At 36.6% G+C, this 5,604-nt stretch carries 5 protein-coding genes and 1 pseudogene; 4 read left to right on the forward strand and 2 right to left on the reverse strand.

Annotated features, from left to right (window positions below; genetic code table 11):
• Positions 1-1,274 (reverse strand): fdxN element excision recombinase XisF (gene xisF / locus IQ228_RS19670; protein WP_193964057.1); only part of this gene is annotated, 1,274 nt, incomplete at its 3' end.
• A gap of 27 nt (positions 1,275-1,301) precedes the next feature.
• On the opposite strand from xisF, the pseudogene nifH reads away from it, so the two are divergent.
• A pseudogene (nifH, locus tag IQ228_RS19675) lies at positions 1,302-1,595 on the forward strand (nitrogenase reductase); the annotation flags it as partial.
• Between the two features lie 256 nt (positions 1,596-1,851).
• A complete protein-coding gene (locus IQ228_RS19680; protein WP_193964059.1) occupies positions 1,852-3,597 on the forward strand; it encodes an N-6 DNA methylase in 1,746 nt (581 codons plus the stop codon).
• Here the strand turns inward: IQ228_RS19680 and IQ228_RS19685 are convergent.
• Positions 3,571-4,623: a restriction endonuclease gene (locus IQ228_RS19685; RefSeq protein WP_193964061.1), complete on the reverse strand. Its 1,053-nt coding sequence runs from the start codon at positions 4,621-4,623 to the stop codon at positions 3,571-3,573. The genes IQ228_RS19680 and IQ228_RS19685 overlap by 27 nt on opposite strands.
• Positions 4,624-4,875: 252 nt before the next feature.
• On the opposite strand from IQ228_RS19685, the gene IQ228_RS19690 reads away from it, so the two are divergent.
• Both IQ228_RS19690 and IQ228_RS19695 read left to right on the forward strand, forming a co-directional pair.
• Positions 4,876-5,016 carry a hypothetical protein gene (locus tag IQ228_RS19690; protein ID WP_160170652.1) on the forward strand — a complete coding sequence of 47 codons (141 nt, stop codon included), beginning with the start codon at positions 4,876-4,878 and terminating at the stop codon, positions 5,014-5,016.
• A gap of 119 nt (positions 5,017-5,135) precedes the next feature.
• On the forward strand, positions 5,136-5,489 hold the full coding sequence (locus IQ228_RS19695) for a helix-turn-helix domain-containing protein (RefSeq protein WP_160170651.1): 354 nt from the start codon (positions 5,136-5,138) through the stop codon (positions 5,487-5,489).
• Positions 5,490-5,604 lie beyond the last annotated feature (115 nt).

Genomic DNA, 5,604 nt, shown 5'->3' on the forward strand with positions numbered 1-5,604 from the left:
GTTTCATCCCAAAAATTAATATTGCTACAACAAAACGCAAGAATATCAAATAGTTCGCTGTTGATTTTATTGACTACGGTTTCTTTTTGTTTGATTTTATTTATCTCTAAAATTGTTTGGTCAATGGCATCTTGAATTATTGGGTTTTTAGGTAAAAGTCTCAGTGCTTTTAGTTGCTCTTGTCTAGCAATCAATTCCGGGCTATCCTGTGTTTCCACATTTGAATTTGTAATTGCATATTCCTTAATTTCCCTGTGCCGTTCTACTAGGGTTTGATCTACTGCCAAAATAATATCTGGTAGATAGGTACTAATTTTGTTGCTACAAAAATCATTTCCCATGTTTTCATGCTTTTTACAGCGGACTCTATATGTCGAGTTTCGTTTCTTACAAAAGCATTTGTAACCGCAGTCAGCGCAAATAATCTGCCCCGCTAGTGGGAAAATCTCTGTTTCCTTTTTGTCCCTACCGTAGCTGTATTTAGATTTATTCTCGTCAAGTTTTCCAACTATGCGTTTAAATATATTTTCACTAATTAAAGGTTGGTGAGTATTTTCATGAACATCCCAGTTCTCAGGTTTATTTAAATTGTCTTTGATATTATAGGCGGTACACCCTCTGAGTACGGGGTTTAAAAGCCAGTAACGCAGTCCGGCAGCAGTCCACTTGAGATGATAAGTTTGCAGTAAATATTGACCCGTACTCCTCAATGTAGCCCCATCACCGAGGAAATATTCAATCATCTTGTGAGCGATCGCCCATTTACTAATTCCATTCATCTCAGATAAATCAGGAGCATACTTTTCATCCACGCGACAATACCCAAAAGGTGGACGGGGAGAAGCCTTTTTCTGCTCTCTAAAAAAGTTCATACCATTTTTGATCCGATTCGCAAGTAGCCTAGATTCAAATTCAGCCAATCCAGCCATCTGATTCACAGAAAACCAGCCAAAGGGGGAAGATGGGTCAACGGGGGCATCCAAAACCGTGAGTTTGACTTTGTACTCCTCAAAGATGGCGATCGCCTTGTGAATCCCCACCACACTGCGTCCTAGTCTGTCAATTCTCGTACAGATGACTTCGGTGATCTTGCCTTGTTTGCACTGAGCAATCATTTTATTAAATTCTTTCCTCTTGTCGCTGCGCCCGGACTCAACATCTGAGAAGATGACAATAGCACCCGCCCTTTCTACTCGTGCTGTTTGTTGTTCCAAAGCATTGCCTTCATCCTGTTCACGGGTGGAAACCCTCACATAACCTGCTTTCATCATCATTCCTCATATTGCCCATATTGTTAATATAACTCTACCCGTTTGATGCTTCACTCCAAGGCTCAAACAACCGTTCTTCACTTGGCTGCTGAAAGAGGATCTGTTGAAGACCTAGAACTTCATGAAGTAATGCTCAAAGGTTTCCGCGACGTTAAATGCGTGGAATCCGGTGGTCCAGAACCCGGTGTAGGTTGTGCTGGTCGTGGTATTATCACCGCTATTAACTTCCTAGAAGAAAACGGTGCTTACGTAGACTTAGATTTCGTATCTTACGACGTATTGGGTGACGTTGTATGCGGTGGATTTGCTATGCCTATCCGTGAAGATTAAGCTGTTTTGTCTAGGGTTTTTGTGAATGCAATTGGTTGGAAATTTTGATTTTTTTATGCCCTATTTCTGCCCTGGGAAATTTTAGATAAATGGGTTTTTTGTTAGGATTTATTCTTTTATTTACCCTATTTTGTCCCTAGTGTCAATGGGGATACATGATTTTTGATAAATGTGTTACTGATTTTTTCTGCTAACTTCCCTTTTAGCATATAATAAAAACTAATGAGTATAGTTAAAAAAGAACTGAAGTATGAAAGCTTGTTTTCAAAGTGTACCTAAAAGTAGATATCAGAATGTTTCTGAAGAAAAAAGAGATGGTGCTACTTACACGCCAATAATTTTAGCAGATTTCGTAGCAAAACAGATAGTAGATGTCGTTAACAAGAAAAAATTTATATCTCCTATCAAAATTCTAGATCCCGCAGTAGGTGATGGACAACTATTAATTAGCTTATTAAGGTCTTTAAAACATCTGGGAAGTTTTAATGTAGAGATATATGGTTTTGATACTAACTCTAACGCTCTAGAAATTGCAAGAAATAAAATTAAAATGGAATTTCCCCACATAAATTGTAATTTTTGGAATAAAAACTTCCTAGATGATGTTTCTTTGCAACTAGATAAATATAAAACGCCTAACTTGTTTGAAACAGTTTTGGATCAATACTATGATGTAGTTATAGCTAACCCTCCCTATGTTCGCACACAAATTATAGGAGGAACACAAGCTCAAAAAATTGCCAAGGAATTTGGTTTATCAGGTCGCGTAGATATTTACTATGCTTTTATTCTATGTATTGCCTCAGTTCTAGATCCTCAAGGTGTAGCTGGAATCATTACTTCTAATCGGTTTATGACTGTGAAATCAGGAATTTCAGTCAGGAAAGCTATCTTAAATAACTTTAATATCCGTCATGTATGGGACTTGGGAGATACAAAGCTATTTTCAGCCGCAGTTTTACCTGCTGTCCTCTTAGTTGAAGGTAGAAATACACTAAAAGAAAATTTTACTGCTTTTACATCTATTTATGAAACTAAAAATCCTGCTCAAGAATTTGCGGATAATCCCATTGAAGCTATATCTAAACAAGGAAATATAAAAATTAGTGATGGCAGAAATTTTTTAGTACAACACGGGGAACTCAATAGTAATATAAATAATGGCGGAATTTGGTCTATTACAACAGCAAAAATTGATAGTTGGCTGAAAACAGTTGAGTCTCATACTTGGGCAACTTTTCGTGATATTGGAGATATTCGAGTTGGGGTAAAAACTTGTGCTGATAAAGTATTTATTCGCTCTGATTGGCAGAAAATGTCTGAAGTAGAAAAACCCGAACTTTTAAAATCATTGACTACTCATCATATTGCTAGACAATTTAAACCTATTGAAACTAAACAGCCTAAACAAATTCTTTATCCTCATGAAGTAATAGAAGGTCATAGAAATGCAGTAGATATTTCTTTATATCCTCGAAGTAAAGCATATTTAGAACTTTACCGTACTCAACTTGAAGATCGGAAATATGTTATTAATGCAGGGCGAAAATGGTATGAAATTTGGGTTCCTCAAGATCCGTCAGCTTGGCAATATCCTAAATTAGTATTCCGTGATATTTCTGAAAAGCCTACTTTTTGGATTGATTTAAGTGGTTCTGTAATTAATGGGGATTGTTATTGGTTGATGAGTAAAAATCCCCAGAATATAGATTTATTATGGTTAGCTGTAGCGGTTGCCAACTCCACTTTTATTGAAAATTTCTATGACTACCGTTTTCATAATAAGCTCTATGCTGGAAGAAGACGCTTTATAACCCAATATGTTGAACATTTTCCTATCCCTAATCCTCAAAGTTATATAGGTAGAGCAATTATTCAAAAAGCTAAAGATATCTACAATCTAATTCCCTCCATAGAAGCAGATATAACTTGGAGAGAATTAGATGCTATGATTTGGGAATCATTTGGATTAGCTATCGAAGAAATTAGTCGGTAACGGTATTTGCAATTTCTTATTGAGGACTTTTCCTTGAAATTGGGGAAATCTACTAAAAAATCTCTCACCTGTTGTTAGATAAAACTTTGTGAGTATAAGATTTTTACCACTTTTAACAGCATAAAAAATAGCATAACGCACATCACAATGACGAATTTGACAATCACCTATCTTTGGTACATCCAGAGGATTTGTACTGTCTGGACAAACTAATCCAAGGTCAATTGTTGATGAAGTTTGAAGTTTTACTTCTAGTAATTGGTGACGGATATCAGGAAATCGCCCATCATCTTGATAATTTTGATAGCCTAATTGCTGACAGATAAGCCTATGCAATGCTGCTCCACGATTGCGTTCTTGGTCATATCCAATATGAACTATAGATTGTCCAATTAGCTGCCGTAAGCAATTAAAAATTTCTTCAATTGGCAATATTTCTCCCAATCCAGGGTAATTAATAGGGCTAGTAACTAATTGTAAATCAACGTTTTTATTAAGAAAGGGTAAAAGCAAATTGGAATCTTGATTAGTGACTAATTCTGCATCAACTTGTCCAGTTAATAGTTTTGCTTGATACTTTTGAGTTAGAGTTCCTGTAGTATCAAGTTTTGCCAGGGTATCTCCTGTTACAGCTTTCACCTTGGTGATCAAATCATCACTACTCACCCTGATTAATACATATCTTCTTGTTGCTTCAGTTTCATCATTCCAAATCTGCAAATTATTAGACTTTTGAATGTAAGTATCGAAAAATTGACCTGGAAACCGAGGTTTAGTTTTTTTGAATGAATTGGGTATTGGATAACCAAGAGCTTGACATATAAGTTCTTTCACAAACTTAGAGCGAGTTCTTAGAGGTAAACCTTGCAGAGAAATCGCCCTTAAAGCTACATCAATTAATATTTCTAAATCCGGTGTTGGTATCCAAAGATTGCGATCGCCAACTTCAATATAATCATATATGGATAGTCCACTTTCACTGATTGCTTGTACATATTGTTCTACGCTAGATTTGTGATCTGACATCTTTTAACTCTCTTTTACTCAAAATTTCAGAAATACTGGTTACTACAGTAACAGCTTACCTCTGAAGTGCTGAGTGTTATATGTGAGCGATGTCTACAACTAGCTATACCTAGTGGTCTGTCAAGCATAAATTTATGAGTTGTGAGGGAATGGAGTGGTTATTTACTCTAAGTCTTTATCCACAATTAGAAAATTGACAGACCACTAGGCTTTTCAGTAATATTTTTTTAAGCAAGATGGAGCGATAGCGAAGTGCTCCGTAGGAATCGCATTTCCGGTGTTGTGGGTTTTGAGAGCGATAGCGAAGCGCTCCGTAGGAATCGCATTTCCGATTTTGTGGGTTGTCAGAGCGATCGCAAAGCACAACCGAGCGATCGCATTTGGAGTAAGTAGGTAAGCAAAAAAAATTAAAGGTGTGTAAAGATAAGTAAATACGGAAAAACATATATTAGGGTGATGTAAATATGGGGTCAAGGTTAAGGATATTCCTAACAAAAAAACAAGATAGAGAGTTGTTTGACCTGAGAACAGCGAAAGTACCACAGAAAGTAAAAGATAGAGGTGAAGTGATCAGATTAAATGCAGATGGTTGGTATGTGGAAAAAATAGCAGCTCACTTTGATTGGGGAGAGCAAACAGTAAGACTTGTGTTGAATAAGTGGGAAAAAGAAGGAATAGAAGGACTCCATGAGTTACCAGGTCGAGGGAGAAAGCCAAAATTGATGGAAGCTGACATTGAATATTTGGAAAAATGCTTGAAAGAAGAAGCAAGAACTTATAACAGTAAGCAATTAGCAGAAAAACTGGATAAAGAGCGTGGGATAAAAGTAAGTACCAACACAGTCAGACGGGGACTAGTGTGTTAATTCTGTGAATCCTTTACCCATAAGACTTCATGCAGGTTCTGTGTCAGAAATATCTGCGGATTTAAGGTTTCGTCTTTGGGAGAGCATGGAAAAACCAAAAATAGATTCAGTCCAA

The sequence above is a fragment of the Dolichospermum sp. LEGE 00246 genome, assembly GCF_015207865.1.
In the GTDB taxonomy this organism is placed as follows: domain Bacteria; phylum Cyanobacteriota; class Cyanobacteriia; order Cyanobacteriales; family Nostocaceae; genus Dolichospermum; species Dolichospermum heterosporum.